This window comes from Mycobacterium hainanense, from assembly GCF_041890355.1.
GTDB classification, from domain to species: domain Bacteria; phylum Actinomycetota; class Actinomycetes; order Mycobacteriales; family Mycobacteriaceae; genus Mycobacterium; species Mycobacterium hainanense.
Genome location: NZ_CP169059.1, coordinates 1,159,415 through 1,184,606, shown reverse-complemented (window position 1 = coordinate 1,184,606; position 25,192 = coordinate 1,159,415). Strand labels below are relative to the sequence as shown.

At 68.9% G+C, this 25,192-nt stretch carries 20 protein-coding genes; 10 read left to right on the top strand and 10 right to left on the bottom strand.

Annotated features, from left to right (window positions below):
• The first annotated feature begins 199 nt into the window (after positions 1-199).
• From ACEL92_RS05700 to ACEL92_RS05670, 7 genes are all read left to right on the top strand, one after another.
• Positions 200-1,909, top strand: coding sequence for an acyclic terpene utilization AtuA family protein (locus tag ACEL92_RS05700; protein WP_374024672.1), 1,710 nt, complete (start codon positions 200-202; stop codon positions 1,907-1,909).
• The gene (locus ACEL92_RS05695) at positions 1,906-3,054 is read left to right on the top strand and encodes an acyl-CoA dehydrogenase family protein (protein WP_374024671.1); all 1,149 of its coding nucleotides are present in this window, start codon (positions 1,906-1,908) and stop codon (positions 3,052-3,054) included. The genes ACEL92_RS05700 and ACEL92_RS05695 overlap by 4 nt, the downstream gene beginning before the upstream one ends.
• Before the next feature lie 70 nt (positions 3,055-3,124).
• Positions 3,125-4,720 (top strand): acyl-CoA carboxylase subunit beta, encoded by a 1,596-nt coding sequence (locus ACEL92_RS05690; RefSeq protein WP_374024670.1) that lies wholly within the window; start codon positions 3,125-3,127, stop codon positions 4,718-4,720.
• Between the two features lie 5 nt (positions 4,721-4,725).
• Complete coding sequence (locus tag ACEL92_RS05685; protein WP_374024669.1) at positions 4,726-6,765, top strand: biotin carboxylase N-terminal domain-containing protein; 2,040 nt, start codon at positions 4,726-4,728, stop codon at positions 6,763-6,765.
• Entirely contained in the window at positions 6,762-7,928 is a 1,167-nt protein-coding gene (locus ACEL92_RS05680) for an acyl-CoA dehydrogenase family protein (RefSeq protein WP_374024668.1), read from the top strand. Before ACEL92_RS05685 ends, ACEL92_RS05680 begins: the two co-directional genes overlap by 4 nt.
• Positions 7,928-8,743: an enoyl-CoA hydratase family protein gene (locus tag ACEL92_RS05675; protein ID WP_374024667.1), complete on the top strand. Its 816-nt coding sequence runs from the start codon at positions 7,928-7,930 to the stop codon at positions 8,741-8,743. Before ACEL92_RS05680 ends, ACEL92_RS05675 begins: the two co-directional genes overlap by 1 nt.
• A 106-nt stretch (positions 8,744-8,849) precedes the next feature.
• Positions 8,850-9,452: a DUF1707 domain-containing protein gene (locus tag ACEL92_RS05670; protein ID WP_374024666.1), complete on the top strand. Its 603-nt coding sequence runs from the start codon at positions 8,850-8,852 to the stop codon at positions 9,450-9,452.
• 2 nt (positions 9,453-9,454) lie between these two features.
• On the opposite strand, the gene ACEL92_RS05665 is transcribed toward ACEL92_RS05670, so the two are convergent.
• The 7 genes from ACEL92_RS05665 to ACEL92_RS05635 all read right to left on the bottom strand — a co-directional run bounded on the left by ACEL92_RS05665 (position 9,455) and on the right by ACEL92_RS05635 (position 18,365).
• Positions 9,455-10,303, bottom strand: coding sequence for an aldo/keto reductase (locus ACEL92_RS05665; RefSeq protein ID WP_374024665.1), 849 nt, complete (start codon positions 10,301-10,303; stop codon positions 9,455-9,457).
• A gap of 65 nt (positions 10,304-10,368) precedes the next feature.
• Positions 10,369-12,399 (bottom strand): VWA domain-containing protein, encoded by a 2,031-nt coding sequence (locus tag ACEL92_RS05660; RefSeq protein WP_374024664.1) that lies wholly within the window; start codon positions 12,397-12,399, stop codon positions 10,369-10,371.
• Positions 12,392-13,777 carry an ATP-binding protein gene (locus ACEL92_RS05655; protein ID WP_067306063.1) on the bottom strand — a complete coding sequence of 462 codons (1,386 nt, stop codon included), beginning with the start codon at positions 13,775-13,777 and terminating at the stop codon, positions 12,392-12,394. Before ACEL92_RS05655 ends, ACEL92_RS05660 begins: the two co-directional genes overlap by 8 nt.
• 41 nt (positions 13,778-13,818) lie before the next feature.
• A complete protein-coding gene (purH, locus tag ACEL92_RS05650; protein ID WP_374024663.1) occupies positions 13,819-15,402 on the bottom strand; it encodes a bifunctional phosphoribosylaminoimidazolecarboxamide formyltransferase/IMP cyclohydrolase in 1,584 nt (527 codons plus the stop codon).
• The gene (purN, locus tag ACEL92_RS05645) at positions 15,399-16,046 is read right to left on the bottom strand and encodes a phosphoribosylglycinamide formyltransferase (protein WP_374024662.1); all 648 of its coding nucleotides are present in this window, start codon (positions 16,044-16,046) and stop codon (positions 15,399-15,401) included. The genes purH and purN overlap by 4 nt, the downstream gene beginning before the upstream one ends.
• Positions 16,047-16,067: 21 nt before the next feature.
• Positions 16,068-17,426, bottom strand: a complete 1,359-nt coding sequence (locus ACEL92_RS05640) for a DUF6350 family protein (RefSeq protein ID WP_374024661.1) — start codon at positions 17,424-17,426, stop codon at positions 16,068-16,070.
• 48 nt (positions 17,427-17,474) lie between these two features.
• Positions 17,475-18,365: a DUF5336 domain-containing protein gene (locus ACEL92_RS05635; RefSeq protein WP_374024660.1), complete on the bottom strand. Its 891-nt coding sequence runs from the start codon at positions 18,363-18,365 to the stop codon at positions 17,475-17,477.
• Positions 18,366-18,630: 265 nt separating this feature from the next.
• On the opposite strand from ACEL92_RS05635, the gene ACEL92_RS05630 reads away from it, so the two are divergent.
• Positions 18,631-19,479 (top strand): LLM class F420-dependent oxidoreductase, encoded by an 849-nt coding sequence (locus ACEL92_RS05630; protein ID WP_374024659.1) that lies wholly within the window; start codon positions 18,631-18,633, stop codon positions 19,477-19,479.
• Between the two features lie 92 nt (positions 19,480-19,571).
• Here ACEL92_RS05630 and ACEL92_RS05625 read toward each other — a convergent pair whose 3' ends face one another.
• The 3 genes from ACEL92_RS05625 to sucC form a co-directional block, all read right to left on the bottom strand.
• Positions 19,572-21,092, bottom strand: a complete 1,521-nt coding sequence (locus tag ACEL92_RS05625; RefSeq protein ID WP_374024658.1) for an acetyl-CoA acetyltransferase — start codon at positions 21,090-21,092, stop codon at positions 19,572-19,574.
• Positions 21,093-21,171: 79 nt separating this feature from the next.
• Positions 21,172-22,074 (bottom strand): succinate--CoA ligase subunit alpha, encoded by a 903-nt coding sequence (gene sucD / locus ACEL92_RS05620; RefSeq protein WP_374024657.1) that lies wholly within the window; start codon positions 22,072-22,074, stop codon positions 21,172-21,174.
• A gap of 12 nt (positions 22,075-22,086) precedes the next feature.
• Positions 22,087-23,250 carry an ADP-forming succinate--CoA ligase subunit beta gene (sucC, locus tag ACEL92_RS05615; protein WP_374024656.1) on the bottom strand — a complete coding sequence of 388 codons (1,164 nt, stop codon included), beginning with the start codon at positions 23,248-23,250 and terminating at the stop codon, positions 22,087-22,089.
• A gap of 324 nt (positions 23,251-23,574) precedes the next feature.
• On the opposite strand from sucC, the gene ACEL92_RS05610 reads away from it, so the two are divergent.
• Both ACEL92_RS05610 and ACEL92_RS05605 read left to right on the top strand, forming a co-directional pair.
• Positions 23,575-24,624, top strand: a complete 1,050-nt coding sequence (locus ACEL92_RS05610) for a M23 family metallopeptidase (RefSeq protein WP_374024655.1) — start codon at positions 23,575-23,577, stop codon at positions 24,622-24,624.
• Position 24,625: 1 nt separating this feature from the next.
• The gene (locus ACEL92_RS05605) at positions 24,626-25,192 is read left to right on the top strand and encodes a hypothetical protein (RefSeq protein ID WP_374024654.1); all 567 of its coding nucleotides are present in this window, start codon (positions 24,626-24,628) and stop codon (positions 25,190-25,192) included.

The following is a 25,192-nucleotide window of genomic DNA, read 5'->3' as shown; positions in this document are numbered from 1 at the left end:
GCCTGCCGGGCACCAAAACGAAGCCCTGTGGGCGCCGCGATTGCCGTGGCGGCCGTGATCCGGCGCTGTCGACGCACGTGGCGGCGATCTCGACGCCCGCGCCGAGGGGCGTCCTTGACGTGACACCGGCGGTACCCGCTAACCTACCGGTTGGTTGGTTGGTTTGCGCTCACCGGTGAAACGCAGATTGGAGGACCGCATGGCCTCAGTTCCTGGTCGCGACGCGGTCCGGATAGCGAACTGCTCCGGGTTCTATGGCGACCGGCTGTCGGCGATGCGCGAGATGCTCACCGGCGGCGACGTCGACTACCTCACCGGCGACTACCTGGCCGAACTGACCATGCTGATCCTGGGCCGCGACCGCATGAAGCATCCGGAACGCGGATACGCCAGGACGTTTCTGACCCAGCTCGAGGACTGTCTCGGTGAGGCCAACGATCGGGGCGTGCGCATCGTCGCCAACGCCGGCGGCCTCAACCCGGCGGGGCTGGCCGACGCTATACGCGCCCTGGCCGAGCGCCTCGGCATCCCGGCCCGGGTCGCCCACGTCGAAGGCGACGACCTGCTGCCCCGCGCCGCCGAGCTCGGGCTGGGCAGCCCGCTGACCGCGAACGCCTACCTGGGCGCCTGGGGCATCGTCGACTGCCTGGCCGACGGCGCCGACGTGGTCGTCACCGGGCGGGTCACCGACGCCTCGGTGATCGTCGGAGCCGCCGCCGCGCACTTCGGCTGGGGCCCCACCGACTACGACCAGCTGGCAGGCGCCGTGGTAGCCGGCCACATCATCGAATGCGGCGTGCAGGCCACCGGCGGCAACTACTCCTTCTTTACCGAGATCCCCGACCTGACCCACGCCGGCTTCCCGCTGGCCGAGGTGCACGCCGACGGCTCATCGGTGATCACCAAGCACGCCGGCACCGGCGGCGCCGTGAGCGTCGACACCGTCACCGCGCAGCTGCTCTACGAGATCACCGGCGCCCGCTACGCCAACCCCGACGTCACCGCCCGGATGGACAGCGTCGAGTTGTGCCTCGACGGCCCCGACCGCGTGCGCGTCGCAGGCGCGCGAGGCGAGGCGCCGCCAGCCACTTACAAGGTGTCGCTGAACAGCATCGGCGGATTCCGCAACTCCATGACGTTCGTGCTGACCGGTCTCGACATCGAGGCCAAAGCCGATCTGGTGCGCCGCCAGCTCGAGGCCGCCCTGACCGTCAAGCCCGCCGAGCTGCAGTGGTCACTCGCCCGCACCGACCACCCCGACGCCGGCACCGAGGAAGCCGCCAGCGCTCTGTTGCACTGCGTGGTCCGCGACCCCGACCCGGCCAACGTCGGGCGCCAATTCTCCTCGGCCGCAGTGGAATTGGCCCTCGCCAGCTATCCCGGCTTTCATGTGACCGCCCCGCCGGGCGACGGTCAGGTCTACGGCGTCTTCACCGCCGGCTACGTCGATGCCAAGGACGTACCCCACGTCGCGGTGCACGCCGACGGCACCCGGGTCGCAATCCCTTGCGCCGCGGATACTTTAGAACTGGTGCCCGTCGAGCCCGCGCCGCTGCCGGAGCCGCTGCCCGACGGCCCGGCGCGCCGCGTGCCGCTGGGCCGCATCGCCGGGGCCCGTAGCGGCGACAAGGGCGGCTCGGCCAACGTCGGAGTCTGGGTCCGCACCGACGAGCAATGGCGCTGGCTCGCCAACACGCTGACCATCGAGCTGCTCAAGGAGCTGCTGCCCGAAGCCGCGGAGTTCGACGTCACCCGCCACGTGCTGCCAAACCTGCGCGCGGTCAACTTCGTCATCGACGGCATCCTGGGCGAGGGCGTCGCCTACCAGGCCCGGTTCGATCCGCAGGCCAAGGGTTTGGGCGAATGGCTGCGCGGCCGGCATGTCGACATCCCCGAAAGGTTGTTATGAATCTTTGGACGACGCCCGAGCGCGAAGCGCTGCGAAAAACGGTGCGCTCCTTCACCGAACGCGAAATCCTGCCCCACGCCGACGAATGGGAGCGCGTCGGCGAGCTGCCGCGCGAGCTGCACCGGCGCGCCGGGGAGGCCGGGCTGCTGGGCGCGAACTTCCCCGAGGCGGTCGGCGGAGGCGGCGGCGACGGTGCCGACGCGGTGATCATCTGCGAAGAGGTGCACCAGACCGGCGCCCCCGGAGGGGTTTTCGCGTCCCTGTTCACCTGCGGCATCGCGGTGCCACACATGATCGCCTCCGGGGACCAGCGGCTGATCGAGGAGTTCGTCCGCCCGACACTGGCCGGCGACAAGATCGGGGCGCTGGCGATCACCGAGCCCTGCGGCGGTTCGGACGTCGGGCACCTGCGAACCACGGCGGTGCTGGACGGGGATCACTACGTGGTCAACGGCGCCAAGACCTACATCACCTCCGGCGTCCGCGCTGACTACGTCGTCACCGCGGTGCGCACGGGCGGCCCCGGGGCGGCGGGCGTTTCGCTGCTGGTGATCGAGAAGGGCACACCGGGTTTCGAGGTGAGCCGCAAGCTGGCCAAGATGGGCTGGCGGTCCTCGGACACCGCCGAGCTGTCCTTCGTCGACGTCCGAGTACCGGCGGCCAACCTCGTCGGCGCCGAGAACAGCGGCTTCGTGCAGATCGCGCAGGCCTTCGTCGCGGAGCGGATCGGCCTTGCCGCGCAGGCATATTCGAGCGCCCAGCGGTGCCTGGACCTGACCGTGCAGTGGTGCCGTGACCGGGAGACTTTCGGCCGGCCGCTGATCTCGCGGCAGTCGGTACAGAACACGCTGGCCGAGATGGCCCGGCGCATCGACGTCGCCCGGGTCTACTCCCGCCACGTGGTGGAACGACAGCTGGCCGGCGAGACGAACCTGATCGCCGAGGTGTGTTTCGCCAAGAACACCGCCGTCGAGGCGGGCGAATGGGTAGCCAACCAGGCCGTCCAGTTGTTCGGGGGCATGGGCTACATGGCCGAATCCGAAGTCGAACGCCAATACCGCGACATGCGGATCCTCGGCATCGGTGGCGGCACCACCGAAATCCTGACCTCATTGGCCGCGAAAACGCTTGGATATCAGTCATGATCGCACCGCCCCCTCATCGCCCCGTCCCCCGCACGCGGGAGGTACCCCCACTGCATCGCCGGCGGTGGCTATGACCGTCCTGCAGTCCACGCTGGACCCGCAGTCGGCCGCCTACACCGACGCGGCGTCGACGGCGACCTCCCGGCTCGAGGAGATAGACGCCGAACTCGCCAAAGCGCTTGCCGGCGGCGGCCCCAAGTACGTCGAGCGCCACCACGGCCGCGGCAAGCTGACCGCCCGGGAACGCATCGAACTGCTCGTCGACCCCGACTCCCCGTTCCTCGAGCTCAGCCCGCTTGCGGCCTACGGCAGCGCGTTCACCGTCGGCGCCAGCACTGTCGCCGGCATCGGAGTGGTGTCCGGGGTGGAATGCCTGATCGTCGCCAATGACCCGACCGTCAAGGGCGGCACCAGCAACCCCTGGACGCTGAAAAAAATCTTGCGGGCCAATCAGATCGCCTTCGAGAACCGGCTGCCGGTCATCTCGCTGGTGGAATCGGGCGGGGCGGACCTGCCCACCCAGAAAGAGATCTTCATTCCCGGCGGGCGGATGTTCCGCGACCTCACCCGCCTGTCGGCGGCCGGCATCCCCACCATCGCCCTGGTCTTCGGCAACTCCACCGCGGGCGGTGCCTACATTCCCGGCATGTCCGACCACGTGGTGATGATCAAGGAACGTTCGAAGGTGTTCCTGGCCGGTCCTCCGCTGGTCAAGATGGCCACCGGCGAGGAGTCCGACGACGAGTCCCTGGGCGGCGCCGAAATGCATTCGCGCGTCTCCGGTTTGGGTGACTACTTCGCCGTCGACGAGCTCGACGCCATCCGCATCGGGCGGCGCATCGTCGCCCGGCTGAACTGGCGCAAAGGGGGCCCCGCGCCCGGGCCGGTCGTCGATCCGTTGTTCGACGCCGAGGAGCTGATCGGCATCGTGCCCGCGGACCTTCGTGTCCCGTTCGACCCGCGAGAGGTGATCGCCCGCATCGTCGACGGCTCCGAGTTCGACGAATTCAAGGCCATGTATGGGTCGTCGCTGGTGACCGGGTGGGCCCGCCTGCACGGCTACCCGCTGGGCATCCTGGCCAACGCGCGCGGCGTGCTGTTCAGCGAGGAGTCGCAGAAGGCGACCCAATTCATCCAGCTGGCCAACCGCTCCGACACCCCGCTGTTGTTCTTGCACAACACCACCGGCTACATGGTGGGCAAGGACTACGAGGAGGGCGGGATGATCAAGCACGGCTCGATGATGATCAACGCCGTCTCCAACTCGACCGTCCCGCACATCTCGCTCTTGATCGGCGCCTCGTACGGAGCCGGGCACTACGGCATGTGCGGCCGCGCCTACGACCCCCGGTTCCTGTTCGCCTGGCCCAGCGCCAAATCCGCGGTGATGGGCGGCGCTCAGCTGGCGGGTGTCTTGTCGATCGTGGCGCGCGCCGCCGCCGAAGCGCGGGGACAGCAGGTCGACGAGGAGGCCGACGCCGCGATGCGGGCCGCCGTCGAGGGCCAGATCGAGGCCGAGTCGCTGCCGCTGGTCCTGTCCGGAATGCTCTACGACGACGGGGTGATCGATCCGCGCGACACCCGCACCGTGTTGGGAATGTGTCTGTCCGCCATCGCCAATGGCCCGATCAAGGGGACGTCGAACTTCGGCGTCTTCCGGATGTGAGCCCCATGGTTACTCGAGTGCTGGTCGCCAACCGCGGCGAGATCGCCCGACGGGTCTTCGCCACCTGCCGGCGGCTGGGCCTGGGCACCGTCGCCGTCCACACCGACCCGGACGCCCACGCGCCCCATGTCGCGGAGGCCGACGCCCGGGTGCGGCTGCCCAACACCAACGACTACCTCAACGCCGAGGCGATCATCGCCGCCGCCCGCGTCTCAGGCGCGGACGCGGTCCATCCCGGATACGGGTTCCTCTCGGAGAACGCCGATTTCGCGGCGGCCGTGCAGGGCGCGGGCCTGACGTGGATCGGACCGCCGGTGGACGCGGTGCGCGCGATGGGTTCGAAGATCGAGTCCAAGAAGCTGATGGCCGCCGCCGGTGTTCCGGTGCTCGACGAGCTCGACCCCGAGACGGTGACCCAGGCGCAGCTGCCGGTGCTGGTCAAGGCCTCCTCCGGCGGCGGCGGCCGGGGCATGCGGGTGGTGCGCGAATTGTCCGCGCTGGCCGGCGAAGTGGAAGCGGCCCGGCGTGAGGCGCAGTCCGCGTTCGGCGACCCGACCGTGTTCTGCGAGCGCTACCTGCCCACGGGGCACCACATCGAGGTCCAGGTCATGGCCGACACGCACGGCACGGTCTGGGCCGTCGGGGAACGGGAATGCTCCATTCAGCGTCGGCATCAGAAGATCATCGAGGAGGCCCCCTCCCCCTTGGTCGAGCGCACACCGGGCATGCGGGCCAAGCTGTTCGATGCCGCCCGGCTGGCCGCCGGGGCGATCGGCTACACGGGCGCCGGGACCGTCGAATTCCTCGCCGACGATCAGGGCGAGTTCTACTTCCTGGAAATGAACACCCGGCTGCAGGTCGAGCACCCGGTGACCGAGGAGACCACCGGGCTCGACCTCGTCGAACTACAGATCGGCGTCGCCGACGGTGACCGTCTCGACCCTGAACCACCTGCCGCGCAAGGGCATTCGATCGAGGCCCGCCTCTACGCGGAGGATCCCGCCCAGGGCTGGCAGCCGCAGGCCGGCCACGTGCACCGCGTCGATGTCCCGGCCGTCCAGTCGCAATTCCGAACGCTGGGACGCCGGACCGGCATCCGGCTCGATTCCGGCATCGTCTCCGGATCCACGGTGTCCATCCACTACGACCCGATGCTGGCCAAAGTCATCTCGTACGCGCCGACGCGCCGCCAGGCGGCGTTGGTGCTCGCCGACGCGCTCGCCCGGACCCGGCTGCATGGCCTGCGCACCAACCGCGAGCTGCTGGTCAACGTGCTGCGCCACCCGGCATTTCTCGACGGCGCCACCGACACCGCGTTTTTCGACACGCACGGCCTGCGGCACCTGTCGGCCCCCCTGGCCGACGGCACCACCGTCCGGTTGTCGGCGATCGCCGCCGCGCTTGCCGACGCCGCGCACAACCGCGCGTCCGCTCCCGTCCTGGGATCGCTGCCCAGCGGCTGGCGCAACCTGGCCTCCGGCTACCAGGTCAAGAGCTACCGCGACGCCGACGGCACCGAGCACCGGGTCGAATACCGGTTCGGCAGAACGGGATTGCTGTTGGCCGACGGCGAGCCGGTCGCGCTCGTCTCGGCCACGCCGGGCGAGGTCGTGCTGGCCGACGGCTCCGGGGTGGCGTGCGCCTTCGCGGTCGCGCGGTACGGCGACGACGTCTACATCGACTCGGCGCGCGGACCCGTCCATCTGGTCGCGCTGCCCCGCTTCCCGGAGCCGGGCTCGGCCGTCGAGCAGGGTTCGCTGGTGGCGCCCATGCCCGGCAACGTGATCCGGGTCGGGGCCGCCGTCGGCGACGCCGTGGACGCCGGCCAGCCGTTGATCTGGCTCGAGGCCATGAAGATGGAACACACCATCACCGCGCCGACCCAGGGCGTGCTCGTCGAACTCAACGTCAAGACCGGCCAGCAAGTCGAAGTGGGCGCCGTTTTAGGAGTGATCGCAAGCGCGGCGCAGCCGGGCGCAGCGGGTCACGACCATCCGAACCTGGCGCGCGTCGAGGCGCCGCAAGCAGAAGGAGATCCAGCATGACCGACACCAGCTTCATCGAGAGTGAGGAGCGGCAGGCTCTGCGGAAGTCGGTGGCCGCCTGGGCCGCCAACTACGGCAGCGAGTACTACCTGAAAAAGGCGCGCGCGCAGGAGCACACCGACGAATTGTGGTCGGAGGCGGGCAAGCTCGGGTTCCTCGGGGTGAATCTGCCCGAGGAGTACGGCGGCGGCGGCGCAGGCATGTACGAGCTGTCGCTGGTGATGGAGGAGATGGCGGCGGCGGGCAGCGCGCTGCTGCTCATGGTGGTCTCGCCGGCGATCAACGGCACCATCATCAGCAAGTTCGGCACCGACGAGCAGAAGAAGCGCTGGATCCCGGGCATCGCCGACGGCACCCTGACGATGGCCTTCGCGATCACCGAGCCCGACGCGGGCTCCAACTCGCACAAGATCACCACCACCGCCCGGCGCGACGGCAGCGACTGGATCCTCAAGGGCCAGAAGGTCTACATCTCCGGCATCGACCAGGCGCAGGCCGTCCTGGTGGTGGGCCGCACGGAGGAGGCTAAGACCGGCAAACTGCGCCCCGCGCTGTTCGTGGTGCCCACGGATGCCCCCGGATTCACTTACACGCCAATCGAAATGGAGCTCATCAGCCCCGAACGGCAGTTCCAGGTCTTCCTCGACGATGTCCGGCTGCCTGCCGACGCGCTCGTGGGTTCGGAAGACGCCGCGATCGCGCAGCTGTTCGCGGGGCTGAACCCCGAGCGGATCATGGGCGCGGCCAGCTCGGTCGGGATGGGACGGTTCGCCCTACAGAAGGCCGCCGACTACGTCAAGACCCGCCAGGTCTGGGGCACGCCGATCGGCGCGCACCAGGGACTGTCGCATCCGTTGGCGCAGTGCCACATCGAGGTGCAGCTGGCCAAGCTGATGATGCAAAAGGCCGCCACGCTCTACGACAGCGGCGACGACGCGGGCGCGGCCGAGGCCGCCAACATGGCGAAATACGCTGCCGCTGAGGCGGCGACCCGCTCGGTCGACCAGGCCGTGCAATCGATGGGCGGCAATGGGCTGACCAAGGAGTACGGCGTGGCCGCCATGCTGACTTCGGCCAGGCTCGGGCGGATCGCCCCCGTCAGCCGCGAGATGGTGCTCAACTTCGTGGCGCAGACGTCGCTGGGCCTGCCCCGGTCGTACTGATGGAGACGCTGGTCGAGTACGCCGGTCCCGCCGACACCGCCGGGCCGTTCGCGCGGCTGACGCTGAACTCGCCGCACAACCGCAACGCGTTGTCGACCGCGCTCGTCGACCAGCTGCATCAGGGTCTGCGCGACGCCGCGGCGGACGCGGGCGTGCGCGCGGTGGTGCTGGGGCACACCGGCAACACCTTCTGCGCCGGGGCGGACCTGAGCGAGGCGCGCGGCGGTGACCCGGGTGGCGATCGCGAGCGCGGGTCGCCACCATCGGCGTACGACATGGCGCTCGCCCGGGCCCGCGAGATGACCGCGGTGATGCGGGCCATCGTCTCCTCGCCGCTGCCGGTGGTCGCGGCCATCGACGGGCACGTCCGCGCGGGCGGGTTCGGACTCGTCGGAGCCTGCGATATCGCCGTCGCCGGTCCGCGCAGCAGCTTCGCCCTGACCGAGGCCCGGATCGGCGTCGCGCCGGCGATCATCTCGCTGACGCTGCTGCCGAAGCTGTCGCCGCGCGCCGCGGCGCGCTACTACCTGACCGGCGAGACATTCGACGCGCAAACGGCGGCGCACATCGGGCTCATCACGATGGCCGCCGACGACGTCGACGCGGCGGTGGGGGCGCTGCTCGCCGGCGTGGGCCGCGGTTCGCCCCAGGGGCTTGCCGCCTCCAAGGCGTTGACCACGGCGGCGGTGCTGGACGGATTCGATCGCGAGGCCGAACGCCTCGCCGAAGAATCGGCCCGGCTCTTCGTGTCCGACGAAGCGCGCGAGGGCATGCTGGCATTCCTGCAGAAGCGCCCACCGAGCTGGGCAAGTTAGCCAGGTGTCAAACAAAAGCCGCCGGTCAACCCCGCCGGCGGGGCGCAAGGTTGCAGTTTGACCAATCGTCTTGCACCAAGACCCGGACGTCGTAGGCTCGTGGGTAATGAGCAACTCTGCGCAACGGGACGCGAAGGACACGCGCGACGAATCGTCGCGTGCGGCCGACACTGATCGCATCCAGCTAGCGCAGTTGCTGGCCTACGCGGCCGAGCAGGGCCGGCTGCAGATGAAGGACTACGAAGACCGCTTGACTAGGGCCTACGCGGCGACAACGTACGAGGAGCTGGATCAGCTGCGCGCCGACCTGCCGGGCTCACAGATCAACCTCCGCCGCGGCGCCAAGCCGAACCCGGCGCCGTCCACGCTGCTGCTGGCGCTGTTGAGCGGCTTCGAACGGCGCGGCCGGTGGAATGTGCCCAAGAAGCTCACCACCTTCGCCTTCTGGGGCAACGGTGTGGTGGATCTGCGCTACGCCGACTTCACCTCGACCGAGGTCGACATCCATGCGATGTCGATCATGGGGGCAACGAAGTTTTTGCTGCCGCCCGAAGTGAACGTCGAGATTCACGGTCGCGGCGTGATGGGCAACTTCGACCGCAGCGTCTTGGGCGAGGGCACCCCGGGCGCACCCAAGGTCAAGATCCGCGGCTTTTCGCTGTGGGGCGCCGTCGGCATCATCCGTAAGGCCCGCCGGCCGCGGGGCTAGCGTCAGCCCGGCACGTAGTCGAACTTGTCGGGGTTGGGCCCGTTCCTGCCCGCTTCACCCTTGTCCAGGGCCGAGATCGCGGCCATGTCGGAGTCGTCCAACTCGAAGTCGAAAATCTCGAAGTTCTCTTTGACCCGCTCCGGGGTGACGGACTTGGGGAACACGATGTTGCCGCGCTGGATGTGCCAGCGCAACACCACCTGCGCCGCCGATTTGCCCCGCGCATCGGCGATGCGGTTGATCACCGGATCGTTGAGCACCTTGCCCTGTGCGATCGGGGCCCACGCCTCGGTGGCGATGCCATGCTCGCGTCCGTACGACCTAACCTCCGTGTTCTGAAAGTACGGATGAAGCTCGATCTGGTTGACCGACGGGACGGTGTCGGTTTCCTTGGCGAGCCGCTCCAGGTGTGCAACTTGGAAATTCGAGACGCCGATGCTGCGGGCGCGCCCGTCGCGGGCGAACTCTTCGAAGACCCTCCAGGTCGAGACGAAGTCGCCGTCGTAGAGCGTGGGCAGCGGCCAGTGAATGAGGAACAGGTCGACGTAGTCGGAGTCCAGGGCCTTCAGCGTCTGGTCGAAGGCGCGGCGCGCGTCGTCGGGCTTGTGGAAGCCGTTGTTCAGCTTGCTGGTGACGAAGACGTCGGCGCGGTCCAGCCCGGCGTCGCGGATGCCTTGTGCGACTTGCTTTTCGTTGCCGTACATCTCGGCGGTGTCGATGTGCCGGTAACCGATCCCCAGCGCGGTCTTGACCGCCGCCGCGGTCTCGTCGGGCTTGATCTGGAAAACGCCGAAGCCCAGCTGCGGAATGCGCACCCCGTCATTCAGTTCGATCGTTGGAACGTTGCTCATGCATCTCCTCCTTCTGGGTCCATGTACCCGCTGAAGCGGGCACCTATCCCTTGATCGACGACGGGCTAACGGCGGCGAGACCGGAGGTAGTCGCCCACCACGGCCGCGCCCAGGCCGTCGAGATCGGGCACCACGACACGTCCCTCGACGCGCCGGGCGACCTGGTCGATGAAGCGCGCCAGGCCGGGGTCGCTGCCCAACCGGAAGATGGTGATCTGCGCGCCGAGTCGCGCCATGTCGTCGAACCCGCGCACGGTGTGGGCGATGGTCCGCGGGTGCGGTGGGTAATCGAAAAACACGGTCGTGCCGTCACCGTCGAAGTCCTCCAGGTGGGCGGTGGGCTCGCCGTCGGTTACCACCAGCACGACGGGCTGCGCGTTGGGATGCCGGCGCAGGTGCCGACCGGCCAACGCCAGCGCGTGATGCAGGTTAGTGCCCTGTTCGTAGACGCCCTCGAGACCCGTCAGCTCGGCCGCGCTCACCGTGCGCGCGTACCGGCCGAACGCGATGATCTGCAACGCGTCCGAGCGAAATCGAGTGCACACCAGGTGGTTTAGCGCCAGCGCGGTCTGCTTCATGGGCAGCCAGCGATTCTCCATCACCATCGAGAACGAGGTGTCGACCAGCAGTGCCACCGCCGCCTGAGTGCGCGTCTCCGTCTCGGAGACCTCGACGTCGTCGACGGTGATCTTCAGCGATCCGGCGGTGTCCAGGCTGGCCGTTCCCGCCTGCCGCAGCACCGCGTTGGTCAGCGTGCGCGAGATGTTCCACGGCTCGGTGTCACCGAACTGCCAGGGCCGGGTGGCGCCGGTGAGTTCACCGGCCGCGCCCGCGCGCCGATGGTCCCGCTCCCCGCGGCGGCCGGAAAGGTGTTGCGCCACATCGCGTAACGCCGTCTCGCCGAGCCTGCGCATGGCCTTCGGCGAGAGCCGCCACTGCCCGTCGGAACCCCGGTCCAAAAAGCCCTGATTGACCAGTGCGCGTTCCAATTCGGCGAGCGTGCGGGCGTCGACGGCGGCCTGGTCACCGAGTTGTCGTGCCAGCGCGTCGAGGTCGACGTCGTCCATGGTGGCGCCGGGATAGCTCTGCGACAGCTGCTCGGCCAGCTGCTCCAGCTCGGCGATGTCCGAAATCGCCTGGGTGCCTTCGCCCATGCCGAACGGGTTGTCGCCGGAGAACTCTTCGGACCCCGTCCAGTCCTCCCCCGGCCGGGCGGCCTGCAGATGCGCGTCGAGCCGGTTCAACGCCTGCATCAGCGATGGCGATCCGAATGCCTGTTGCGCCAATGCATCCAGCTCGGCCCGCTGGTCCGGGCTCAGGCTGTTGCGGAAGCGTTGCGCGGCGGCGGCACGCTTGGCCAGCGAGTCCAGCAGCTCGTCGACATTGCGGGGGTTCTCCGGGAAGAACTCGCCGTGTTTGTCCATGAAGTCCTGGAAGTCCTGCTGGGTGTCCTCACCGCGGGCATGCTTGTCCAGGAGGTCGTTGAGGTCGTTCAGCATGTCGTTGACCCGCTGACGGTCCTCGTCGGTGGCGCCCTCGAGGGCCTCCTTCATGCCGGCGAAACGCTGATCCAGCATTTCGCGGCCAAGCAAATCCTTGATCTGGTCGTACTTTTCGCGCGCCTCGTTGCTGCGCCAGTTGTAGTCGGAGAGCTCCTGCACGGCCTTGGCGGGAGACGACGGCAGAGCGTCGAGCTGCAGTTCACCGAAGCGGGCGTCATCGTCGAGCGCCCGCGCCAGTTCCTTGCGCTCAGCCAGCACCGCCTCGTCGAGCAGCTTCTTGATCTCCTGCAGGGTGCCGTCCAAGTTGTTGCGGCGCAACAGCTCCCGTCGGCGCCGGTTCGCCTCCGCGGCGAGCCGATCGGCGCCGGGCGTGTTCTTGGTGCCGCGGCGTAACAGCTCGGACAGCGCGCGGCGCGGCGAGGTGCCCGCCATCACGTCCTGCCCGATCTGCTCGAGAGCCTCGCGCAGATCCACCGGCGGGGCCAGCGGGTCCGGCCCGCCGGTGTACGCCGAGTACCGCGACGAGTGCCCCGGTGACGATCGCGAGCGCCGCGAAGCCGGGCGCCGCGGGTCGTCACCACCAGACTTAGCCATAGACGGTTTGGCCCTCCCCGGACACCTTGTCGATCCGTTTGGCCAGATACAACGCCTCCAGAGCGAGTTCCAGCGCCGCGGCGCGCTCACCCTCCGACTGGGCATTGACCTTCGCGGCGATCTTGTCGACCACCGGCAGCGTGGGAACCGCGGCCAGCACGTCCTTGGCCGAGACCCGTTCGCCCGTCGTGACCGCCGAACCGCCCTCGACCGCGGACACCAAGGATCCGACGTCGATGCCGCCGAGCACCCGGGAGGCGGTGTCTGCCGTGGCCCGGCGCAGCAGGTGCTCGAGCACGGCCTGCTCGCGGCCCTCCTCACCGGACTCGAATTCCAGCTTGCCGCGCAGGACGTCGATCACCGTGCCGAGGTCGACCACCCGGGCCACCGGATCCGTCTCGCCGAGCACCGCGCCGCGGTGCCGGGCGGCGGCCGCCACGGTTTCGGCCGCGGCGATCGCGAACCGCGCCGACACCCCGGAGCGTTGGTCGACGGAATTGGATTCCCGCAGATACCGGGCGAACCGGGCGATCACCTGCATGAGGTAGTCGGGGACCTGCGCGGACAGGTGCGCCTCCTGGACGATGACGCCGACCTCGGCGTCGAGCTCCAGCGGGTAGTGGGTGCGGATCTCCGCGCCGAACCGGTCCTTGAGCGGGGTGATGATGCGGCCGCGGTTGGTGTAGTCCTCGGGGTTGGCGCTGGCGACCACCAACACGTCCAGCGGCAGGCGCAGGGTGTAGCCGCGCACCTGGATGTCGCGCTCCTCCATGACGTTGAGCATCGACACCTGGATGCGCTCGGCGAGGTCGGGCAGCTCGTTGACCGCGACGATGCCGCGGTGCGCGCGCGGGATCAGGCCGTAGGCGATGGTCTCGGGGTCGCCTAGGCTGCGGCCCTCGGCGACCTTGATCGGATCGATGTCACCGACCAGGTCGGCGACGCTGGTGTCCGGGGTTGCCAGCTTCTCGGTGTAGCGCTCGCTGCGGTGCCTCCACTCGATCGGCAGGTCGTCGCCCAGGGTGGCAGCCTTGCGGATCGACTCCGGGGTGATCGGCGAGTAGGGATGCTCGCCCAGTTCGGCCCCGGCGATCACCGGCGTCCACTCGTCGAGCAGGCCGACCAGGGCGCGCAGCAGCCGCGTCTTGCCCTGACCGCGTTCGCCGAGCAGGACGAAGTCGTGCCCGGCGATGAGCGCGCGCTCCAGCTGGGGCAGTACGGTGTCGTCGAAACCCAGGATGCCCGGCCAGACCTCGTCACCCTCGGCCAACGCGGTCAGCAGGTTTTCCCGAATTTCCTGTTTGACGCCCCGTTCACGATGGCCGGCGGCACGCAGCTCACCAACGGTGCGGGGCAGATTGCTGGGTGATGGCACCACTCCACGCTACGCGTTGCGTGAATGCCTCACGCGCTGAGCGCTCAGTGGGCGAAGTGGCGGGCGCCGGTGAGGTACAACGTGATGCCGGCGTTGGCTGCCGCCGCGGTCACCTCGTCGTCGCGGACCGAGCCGCCGGGGTGCACTATCGCCTTGACCCCGGCCGCGGTCAGCGTTTCGAGGCCGTCGGGGAACGGGAAGAAGGCATCCGAGGCCGCGACCGCGCCCCGGACCCGGTCGCCGCCCCGCTCGACGGCCAGCCGGGCGGCGTCGACCCGGTTCACCTGTCCCATACCGACGCCGATGGTGGCGCCCCCGCCGGCGATCACGATGGCGTTCGACTTGACCGCGCGGCACGCCCGCCAGGCGAAGACCAGGTCGGAAAGCGCGGCCGGGTCGGCCGGCGATCCCGTCGCCAGGGTCCAGTTGGCGGGGTTGTCGCCGTGCGCGTCGAGCTCGTCACGTTGCTGGACCAACAGTCCACCGCTGATCGGCCGCAGCTCCGTGCCGCCGGTCAGCGGCTCGGAGGCCACCAGCACCCGGATGTTCTTCTTGCGCGTCAGGGCTTCCAACGCCTCCGGCGCGTAAGCCGGCGCGACGATGACCTCGGTGAAGATGGTGCTCACGTACTCGGCCATCTCGAGGCTGACTTCGGTGTTGGCCGCGATGACCCCGCCGAAGGCGCTCAGCGGATCGCATTCGTGGGCCTTGCGGTGCGCGTCGGCCACCGATTCCGCCGAGATCGCGATTCCACAGGGGTTGGCGTGCTTGATGATCGCCACGCAGGTCTGTTCGTGGTCGAAGGCGGCCCGCCAGGCCGCGTCCGCGTCGGTGAAGTTGTTGTAGGACATCTCTTTTCCGTGCAGCTGCTCCGCCTGCGCCAGTCCCGGCCACGCGCCGGGGTCGCTGTAAAGCGCCGCCTGCTGGTGCGGGTTCTCGCCGTAGCGCAGCATCGCCGATCGCTGCCAGCTGCGCCCCAACCACTTGGGGAACGCCGTCGGCGGATGCTCGGGTGCCAGCGTCGACTCCATCCAGCCCGCCACGGCGATGTCGTACTCCGCGGTGTGCTGAAACGCGAGCGCCGCCAGCTTCTTTCGCTCGGCGAGGGTGAAACCGCCGCGCCGCACCGCGGCGAGCACGCCGTCATAGCCGCGCGGGTCGACGACCACCGCCACGCTGGGATGGTTTTTCGCGGCCGCACGGACCATCGACGGGCCGCCGATGTCGATCTGCTCGACGCACTCGTCGATGCTGGCGCCCGAGTCGACCGTCTCGCTGAACGGATAGAGATTGACGACGACGAGTTCGAAGGCGGGGACACCGAGTTCCTCGAGCGCCGCGGCGTGTTCGGGCTTGCGGAGGTCGGCGAGCAGACCGGCGTGCACCCGCGGGTGCAGCGTCTTGACCCGTCCGTCGAGCACCTCGGGAAAGCCGGTCAGCTCCTCCACCCGGGTGACCGGAATGCCTTTATCGGCAATGGTCTTCGCCGTCGATCCGGTTGAGACGATCTCGACGCCCGCGTCCGTCAGGCCCCGGGCGAGGTCGACGAGGCCAGTCTTGTCGTAGACGCTGATCAATGCGCGGCGGATCGGCCGCTTCGCCGTCTCCGGCCAGTCGTCGGTGCTCATCGCTTGGTCGCCTTTCGTCCGATCGTCGCTGTTCTTCCGACCAGGGTCAGGCCTCCGGTCGCGATCTCGGCCACCACGTCCACCAGGAGCTTGCGTTCGGTGACCTTGATGCGTTCATGCAGGGTTTCTTCGTTGTCGCCGTCGAGCACCGGCACCGATTGCTGGGCCAAGATCGGCCCGGTGTCCGTCCCGGCGTCCACCAGATGCACCGTACAGCCTGTGACCTTGACGCCGTAGGCCAACGCGTCGGCAACTCCGTGCGCGCCCGGGAACGCCGGCAACAACGCCGGATGGGTGTTGATGATCCGTCCGTAGAACCGCGAAAGGAATTGTGGCCCAAGTATTTTCATGAAACCGGCGGACACCACCAGATCAGGTGTGTGCGCGGCGGTGGCTTCGGTGATGGCCGTGTCCCAGGCGGCGCGGTCGGGGTGGTCGCCGAGCCGGGCGGTGAACGTCGGCAGCGCCGCCCGCGCGGCGATCTCGGTGGCCAGGCAGTCGCGGTCGGCGCCGACGGCAACCACGCGGGCCGGGTACTCGCCGACGGCCGCGTCGAGCAGGGAGCTCAGCAGCGACCCGGTTCCCGATGCCAGTACCACCACCCGTGCCGGCGCACTCGGGGGCACTTGGAGCGGTTCGGCCACAAGCAGAGAGCCTAGTGGCAGCTACTCGTCGGACTCGCGGTTGGTCGCGCTCGGCGCCGCGCCGTCGTCGTCGCCGACCGGCGCGTCGTCGTCGCCGACCGATGCGTCGTCGCTGACCGGCGCGCCATCCGCGTCGAAGTCGTCGTCGGCCGGCGACTCGTCGTCCGGCCCGGCTGCCGGCTCTTCGAAGACCTCCGCAAAGTCCGCCGGTTCCTCCGCGGGGGCCGGCACGGGTTTGCGCCGCGGGGGCCGGGCCCTGATGCCGCCGCTCATCACCAGCGTGATGCCGCCCACGACCGAGAACCAGAAGAACACCCCGATCAACAGTGCGCCCTGGTCGACGCCCACATCGCCAAAATTGCCCAGCCGCCCGCTGCCGCCGTACGCCAGCAGGCACATCGCCAACGCGCCGGCGACCGACGCAACCAGGAGCTTGCCCAGCGCCGGGATCAGCGGCAACGCGCGTCGGGCGCATTGTTGTCCGACAGCCACGCCGGACGAGGCGCCAATGATGAGCAGGGCGACCCACACCGGCCCGAGCGGCGGCCTGGGCGCCGCGGCCAGGATCGGCAGCGTCGGGATGTCCCCACCGAAGACGGTGAACGAACTGAAGGTCGCGAAGCCGAGGTGAGCGCTGGACCCGACCGCCATCGCCGAGGTGCCGACGATGACGTTCGGCGCGTACAACATCGACAGCACGGTGAGGCTGAACTGGCCGAATATCGACTCGGTGATCCCGTAGAGATCCTGCATCGTCGCCCAATGCACCACCAGCGACGCCGCGGTGACCAAGCCGGAGAGCCCGAACAACGCCAGCACCCCGGCGGACGCAGCGCGCAGCGCATCGCCCAGCCACAACGGAAGGGGCGACGACGCCAACGCCCGTCGACCCACCCGCGACCACACGCCGAACGCGGCGCCGATGGTGTGCACCACCAGCACGCTGGCGAACGCGCGCAGGGCGCTGGGCGTTTGCAGCTCGGTGATCACCGACGACGCGTCGTGGATGACCGCCAGGGCGATCGCGGCGATCAGCAGCGGCCCGCCGAGCGCCGACGCGACAACCCAGCGGATCACCAGCCACGAGGAATACGGCGAGATGGCGCGGGCCGTGCTGCGCGCGGTAGCCCAGACCATCAACAGCACGGGCAACAGCGGCATCACGCCCAGTTCACGGCCGCCGATCGAGACCGGCACCTGGTGGACGCCGAGCCACATGCTCGCGATCGCGCCCAGCGCGCCGGTCATGTCGCTGTTGGCGATCAACAACTGCAGCAGCGTGACCGCGGCGATGACGACCAAGGCCACCACCGCGGGACCGAACGCGACCCGGACAAGGTCACGCGCCTGGCGAGCGCCCGCCGGCCGGTTGTTTTCCACGCGTGTCACTCTCGGCGCACGTCCCGACTCAGGCGCGAGGGCCCACGGTTATGCCGGTGCTGGACCAGACGGCGACGAGGGCGGCTGCTGCTCCTGGCCGTAGGACTGCTGGCCCCCGCCTTGGTTCGAGTAATTGGGAGCCGAACCCTCGGAGCCCGAACCGGCCGCCGGCGGCGGGCTGAAGCTGGGGAAGCCGGTGGGCGGCGTGGACGGCCCATGCTGCGCGGCCTGCTGGGGCCCCGATTGCGGCGCGGGCTGGGCGCCGAAACCGCCGGTCGGAACGGCGCTTTGGGTCGGTGCCTGGCTGGGGTAGCCGCCGTACTGCGACCCGTAGCCGGGGTGCTGCGGCGACTGCTGCTGGCCCGGCTGACCGTAGTAGGGCTGCTGTCCGTATTGGCCGTACTGCCCGTATTGGCCGTACTGAGCGTAGGGGTCGTACTTCGGCCGCGGCGCAGGCGCCGTGATCACGCCGGCCTCCAGCAGGACGACGACGACGGCGGCGATCGCCTGGAGCACGGCGCACGCCACGAGGGGCCACATCGCCCAACCGATCGAGACGCCGTTGGGCAGGTTGATGGTCTCGGTGATGGCCAGCAACGCGCCGAGGACCGCGATGACCGCGACGATGCCGGCGTAGTTCTTGGCCTTGGGCACCAGGCTCAGGCCGGCCAACAGTGCGGCCAAGAGCGCGACGATGACCGCGGTGCCCGCATCGCCGGCGCGTCCACCGACGCCCGGGCCGAGGTCGGCGCCGATGGTGAACGTCGGCCCGAAGTTCAGCAGGTACACCGCCAGGCCGAGCACGACCACCGCGATGTTCAGGTAGAGCGGAAGCTTGGTGGCGCCGTCGTCGTCCTTGGTGAACGACGGAGTGGCGCCCGCGTAGGAGCCGCCCTGGGGCGAAGGTTGGTATCCGGGGCTACCGGGCGAGTAGGTCATTGGCTCCTCCTGTTGCTTTGCCTGTGAAGTGCCTTTGCGGGCGCCACGGTTGGGTTGCGACGCTGTGCTTGCGGGCGCGCCGTTCCATAAACGCCGTCCCCGGCGGTTGCGTTGCGACGCGATCGACCAACCACGCTAGCGCACGTCGGAACACCCGTGCCGTGGCCACCGGCTTGGACCGCGATCGGTGCCGGCGGTCTCGCCCGGGACCGCCGGCGCGGCGACAGCTTGCCCAGCGGAGGTAGAACACGTTCTAATTCTCCCCATGGATTACGGGCTTGTGCTTTTTACCAGCGATCGCGGCATTTCTCCGGCGTCGGCCGCGAAGCTTGCCGACGAACACGGCTTCACGACCTTCTACGTGCCGGAACACACGCACATCCCGATCAAGCGTGCGGCGGCCCACCCGACGACGGGCGACGCGTCGCTGCCCGACGACCGCTACATGCGGACGCTAGACCCGTGGGTGAGCCTGGGGGCGGCGTGCGCCGTCACCTCGCGGGTGCGGCTGTCCACGGCGGTCGCGCTGCCCGTCGAACACGACCCGATCACGTTGGCGAAAAGCATTGCTACCCTCGACCACCTGTCGGGCGGGCGGGTCAGCCTCGGCGTCGGGTTCGGCTGGAACACCGACGAGCTCGCCGACCACGGCGTGCCGCCCGCGCGGCGCCGCACCATGCTGCGCGAATACATCGAAGCCATGCGCGAGCTGTGGACCAAGGAGGAAGCCGCCTACGACGGCGAGTTCGTGAAGTTCGGGCCGAGCTGGGCGTGGCCAAAGCCCGCGCAACCACACATCCCCGTGCTGGTGGGCGCGGCCGGAACCGAAAAGAACTTCAAGTGGATCGCCCGCAGCGCCGACGGCTGGATCACCACCCCGCGCGACATCGACATCGACGAACCGGTCAAGTTGCTGCAGGACACGTGGGCCGCCGCCGGCCGCGACGGCGCCCCGCAGATCGTGGCGCTGGACTTCAAGCCGATCCCCGAGAAGCTCGCCAAGTGGGCCGAACTGGGCGTAACCGAGGTGTTGTTCGGCCTGCCGGACAAGTCCGAGGACGAGGTCGCCGCCTACGTCGAACGGCTGGCCGGCAAGCTGGCCGCCCTGGTCTGAATCCCCTTCACATCCGCGAGACATAAACCACGTCGACCGTCCCGGCGTGTCGTCGCAACGGTTTACGTGTAGCGGAGCCGCCGGGGGCGAACTCAGGCCAACGTGCAGCGGTTGCCGTAGTCGAAGGAGCGCACCCGCACCCGGCGCCCCAGCGGGTCGCCGTCGATCAGCAGCGCCACCAATTCGTCGTCTTCGGTGGTGGACAGGAACCGGCTGCCGTCGTCCAGCCGGCCGATGATGATCCCGGTCGGGCGCCCGTCGTCGCGCCTCACCGTGTAGGTCTCGACGGTGCCGACGCCGTCGGCCTGCTCGGTCACCTTCTCGGTCGGCCAGTCGGCGACCTGCCGCTGCGCCTGCGCGCTGCGGTCGGACCGCCATTCCACCGGGCTGGTGGAGTAGACCCCGACGGAGTACTTGCTCAGGATTCCGCCGTTGGCACCGACGAGGCCGAATTCGCCCGGCATCCTTCGCATCTGCGCGACGGTCTCGGCGACGGCGTGCATCGAATAGTTGTTGCCCGCCCCGCCGAAGTACGGCAGGCCGCCGGTCAGGGTCAGGCCGCGCGGATCGTCGGGCGCGATCCCCATGCCGTCGCAGATGTTGAACACCGGCACCGGAAAGCAGCTGTACAGATCGAACGTGGCGACGTCATCGATGCCGATGCCGGCCATCGCTAGCGCCTCCCGCACGGCCAGCACGTGCGACGGCGCGTGCCCGAGATCGGGGCGCTGCAGCAGCGCCTGCTCCTCGAGGTCGGCGTGGCCGTGCAGGTACACCCAGTTCTCCTCGGGCACCCCGAGCCTGCGGGCCGCGTCGACCGACATCAGTAGCGCGGCCGCGCCCTGGTTCACCTGGTCGCGGGCGACCATCAGCCGCGGGTAGGGCTCCGCGATCATCCGGTTGCGGTCGGTCACGGTGATCAGCTCATCGACCGTACGCTCCACCGGCGCGGCGGCGAACGGGTTGCTGGCGGCTAACTTGGTGAAGGGCGCGAACAGCTCACCCATCCGGCGGCGATACTCCGCCGGTCCGAGGCCGGTTCCGGCCCGTCGCGCATTTTCCAGCAGCGCATACTGGATCGGCGCGCTGGTCAGCCCGTGGATGACGGTGTAGCGCGAGACCAGTTTTTCGATGCCCTGTCCGCGGTCCTCCAGGTCACCGTCGACCGTCTCGGTGAAGTCGGGTTTGGCTTCGGCTTTCGCGAAGTAGCGCAGCGTCGACGTCGCGTCCGAACCGAACACCATCGCGACCTGGGAGCGGCCCGCCGCGATATCGCCGGCGAGCTCGCTGATCAGGTGCTGCGGGCCCTGGCCGCCGACGATCTCGAGGATCGCGCGCGCGGGTGAGGCACCGATCCGGTTGGCTACCGATCGCGGGTAGTTGTTGGACCGGCCCAGCGGGGCGTTGATCACGCCGGAGATCTCGAACTGCCGGACACCCGCCACGGTGTCGATGGCCGCGGCGGCCTCTTCGGCTCCGCAGTCGTCGACGGCGGCCCGGGCCGCCGCGGCGGCCAGCTCCACGGGCGACATCCCGCGGTAGTTCGGGTCGCCTATGCGCTCGGCGGCCTGCCCCACGCCGACGACGACCGGGGTATTCGGGTCGAGATTCATAGACCAACTATCTACCGCAGGTCCGGCTCAACACCTAATCGGGGTCGCCCGCAAGCGGGCGCCGATCCGCTTGGCCCGGCTACAGGCTCTGCAGGATTTCCCGCGCCAGGGCCGCCGTCTCCGACGGCGTCTTGCCCACCTTGACGCCGGCCGCCTCCAGGGCTTCCTTCTTGGCGGCGGCGGTGCCCGACGAGCCGGACACGATGGCACCCGCGTGGCCCATCGTCTTGCCTTCCGGCGCGGTGAATCCCGCGACGTAGCCGACGACCGGCTTGGAGACGTTGGCCTTGATGTACTCGGCGGCGCGCTCCTCGGCGTCACCACCGATCTCACCGATCATCACGATGACCTTGGTGTCGGGGTCCTTCTCAAACGCCTCGATGGCATCGATGTGCGTCGTCCCGATCACCGGGTCGCCGCCGATGCCGATGGAGGTGGTGAACCCGAAATCGCGCAGCTCGTACATCATCTGGTAGGTCAGCGTGCCCGACTTGGACACCAGACCGACCGGTCCCGGGCCGGTGATGTTGGCCGGGGTGATACCCGCCAGCGCCTCGCCCGGCGTGATGATGCCCGGACAGTTCGGCCCGATGATGCGGGTCTTCTGGCCTTTGTCGACGTTGTAGGCCCACGCGTAAGCGGTGTCCTGCACCGGAATTCCCTCGGTGATGACGACCAGCAGCGGGATTTCGGCGTCGATGGCCTCGATGATCGCGTCCTTGGCGAACTTCGGCGGCACGAAGACGACGGACACGTCAGCGCCGGTCTCCTTCATCGCTTCCTCGACGGTGGCGAACACCGGCAGCTCCACGTCCTTCCCGACGGGGTCGACGTGCGACACGGTGGTGCCCGCCTTGCGGGCGTTCACCCCGCCCACCACCTGGGTGCCCGCTTTCAGCATGAGTGCGGTGTGCTTGGTGCCCTCGCCGCCGGTAATGCCTTGGACGATGACCTTGGAATCCTTGTTCAGGAAGATCGACATGTCTTGGCTCCCTTACTTGTTCGCCAGCTCGGCGGCTTTATCGGCTCCGGCGTCCATCGTGTCCGCCTGGATCACCAGCGGGTGGTTGGCCTGGGCCAGGATGCGCCGGCCTTCGTCGACGTTGTTGCCGTCCAACCGCACCACGAGCGGCTTGTTGGCCTCGTCGCCGAGCATGTTGAGTGCGGTGACGATGCCGTTGGCGACGGCGTCGCAGGAGGTGATGCCGCCGAACACGTTGACGAACACGCTCTTGACCTGCTTGTCGTTCAGGATGACGTCGAGGCCGGCGGCCATCACCTCGGCCGAGGCGCCACCACCGATGTCGAGGAAGTTCGCCGGCTTGACCCCGCCGTGCTTCTCGCCGGCGTAAGCGACGACGTCGAGGGTGGACATGACCAGGCCCGCGCCGTTGCCGATGATGCCGACCGCGCCGTCGAGCTTGACGTAGTTGAGGTCGTGCTCCTTGGCCTTGAGCTCGAGCGGGTCGGTCGCGTCGCGGTCCTCGAACTCGGCATGGCCAGGCTGCCGAAAGTCGGCGTTGGCGTCCAGGGTGACCTTGCCGTCCAGGGCCAGGATCCGGTCGTCCGGAGTGCGCACCAGCGGGTTGACCTCGACCAGAGTGGCGTCCTCGGCGACGAACAACTCCCAGAGCTTCTGGATGGTTATCGCGGCGGCGTCGAGCACCTCGGCCGGCAGGTGGCCCTTCTCGGCGATGGAACGCGCGGTCGCCAGGTCGACACCCTTGACGGCGTTCACCGGCACCTTGGCCAGCCGCTCGGGCTTGGTGGCGGCCACCTCCTCGATTTCCATGCCGCCCTCGACGGAGCACATGGCGAGGTATGTGCGGTTGGCCCGGTCGAGCAGGAAGGAGATGTAGTACTCCTCGGCGATGTCGCTGGCCTCCGCGACCAGCAGCTTCTTGACGACGTGGCCCTTGATGTCGAGGCCGAGGATGTTCTTGGCGTGTTCGTAGGCGTCGTCGGGGGTGGCCGCGTACTTGACGCCGCCCGCCTTGCCGCGGCCGCCGACCTTCACCTGCGCCTTGACCATCACCGGGGCGCCGACCTCGGTGGCGATTTCCTTCGCGCCCTCGGCGGTGTCCGTCACCCGCCCCGGCGTGGTCGGTACGTTGTGCTTGACGAACAATTCTTTGGCTTGATACTCGAAAAGGTCCATGGACTCTCTGTCTTCGCTCGACTCAACTGCTAGGCCTCTTGGTGGGCGGTGCCGCGATCGGCAACTCGCACGGACGAACTGTATCCACTGGCCAACCGCCCCTTTCGGGCGCGTCCGGCGATGTGGCACAGCTCACGGCCCAGCGGCATACCCGGTTCGTGACCCAAATCACAATTTCGCCCGGGATTGCTCGACCAGGTTGCCAGTTCCGCGAGTTAGCGGATACCGTCTCAGGGTCCAGATAACGTTATGGTCACGATACGAGGACATTTCAGCTTGACCCAGCACCGTTTGGCTCCTTCTACTGCTGAAACAGCAGGTGTGGTGAGGGTTGGTCGCGCGGCCGGCGGCCGGGGTACCGAGCCTCACCGCAACGAAGTCACCGAGATCCTCCCGCTCGACGGCTTCAATTTCGATGACCTCGATTGGCGCGACGAGGCCAGCGATCTGGGCGACCTCGACTACAGCAACGACTCCACCTTCGACAACGAGGCGCAGGTGTTGCTGGCCCCCGAGCTCGACGACCTGAACGAGGCCGACGACCCGACGCCGCTGTGGCTCGCCGCCCCCGCAACCGAGGTGCTGCCGCGGGTGGTCATCGAGCCCGCCGCCGAGCCCCGTCCCCGTCGCGTGCACACCACCGACGTCGTCGCCGTCGCCCGGCACGGCGGAGCGCACCGCAAGGAGCCTACGAGCGCGGCCAGGGGTCGCCTATTGATCTCGGCGATGGCCGCCGGCGCGGCCGCAGCGGCGGCGCACACCGCGACCAGCCATGCCGATACGCCAAAGACCGAGGCCGTGCTGACCGCGAACGCTTCGGCGCTCACCGGCGGTTCGGCAAGCAACACCATTCGCGGCGCCCAGGTGGTCGCGCTCCAGCCGGCGGCGACCGCCGCGGTCCACAACGAGGAGCTCGCCAAGGGGGTCGCGTTCGCCAACGACCGCGCTCAGCGTGAGGCGCGCTTGCAACAGCCGCTGTACGTGATGCCGACGAAGGGCATCTTCACATCCAACTTCGGATACCGCTGGGGGGTGCTGCACGCCGGCATCGATTTGGCCAACTCGATCGGGACACCGATCTACGCGGTGTCCGACGGCGTGGTCATCGACTCGGGCCCCGCCGCGGGCTACGGCATGCTGGTCAAACTGCGCCATGCCGACGGCACGGTCACGCTGTACGGCCACATCAACACCGCGTTGGTCAGCGTTGGCCAGCGTGTGATGGCCGGCGATCAGATCGCCACCATGGGCAACCGGGGTAACTCCACAGGCCCTCACCTGCACTTCGAGGTGCTCCAGGGGGGCACCGAACGAATCGATCCCGTCCCATGGCTGGCTAAGCGGGGTCTTATGGTCGGTAACTACGCTGGTTGAGGTGACCGCGCCTAACCAACCATCACCCGGTCCGCAACCGCCCGAATCCGCGTCCCCGTCGGACTCGAAGACCAGGATCATCCGCCGGGCGCCCACCGGACCCGTCCCCATAGCGCCGGAGACCCCGACCACCCACATCCCCGCACAGCCGCCGCCCTACCAGGGCGCGTCTCGCGCAGAGCTGCGAGGAACTCCAGGCGCGCCGAGCAACCGGACGGCCGTCGCCGCCTGCGCCGTCAGCATCGTCAGCGGGTGGGCCACGTCGGTGGTGGCGACCGACCTGGTCACCGGTTGGTGGCGGTCCGACCGGCTCTTCTGCATCGCGGTCGCGTTCCTGGCTCTGGTGTTCGCCGTGACCACGATTTCGGGCGTGATCATGCTGCTGCAGCACCGGCCGTTTGGGCGCTACCTCATCGTGGTCGGCGCCGTGGTCGCCGTGCTGACGTACCTGGGAGTGTTCATCGCCGGCGCCCGTGTCGCGTGGATCGTGCACCTCCTGCCGGTGCTGCCGATCGCCAGCGTGGTGCTGGCCATGCACCCGCGCACCAAACGCTGGCTGGCCGCCTGA